Consider the following 264-nt stretch of genomic DNA (forward strand, 5'->3'; position numbering starts at 1 on the left):
GGCGGGTAGTGAATCACACCACCTGCCAGTTGCAGCCCGCGTTTTTCCAGGTCGGCAACAACCAGCAGACGCAGTTGCGTAAGCTGAACACTGTCTGTCGAAAAACCCTGCTCAGATGCCGTCAGAATGACGCTATCCAGCGCCGCCCCCAGCATGGCAGTGGTTTTTTCGATATCGGACACACTTTCAAATACCGGGGGCGTGGCTGTACCACTGTCTGAAAAGGATACCTGTGAAAAGCCGCCGTCCGGGGTTATGGCAGTT

Annotated in this window: 1 protein-coding gene; it reads right to left on the reverse strand. The window is 55.7% G+C overall.

Features of this window, described 5'->3' with window-relative positions; all coding sequences use genetic code 11:
* The coding region (locus AC0L3J_RS38130; RefSeq protein ID WP_473350576.1) for a hypothetical protein at positions 1–264 on the reverse strand (264 nt) is incomplete at both ends.

Source organism: Bradyrhizobium sp. Kon37, from assembly GCF_055807535.1.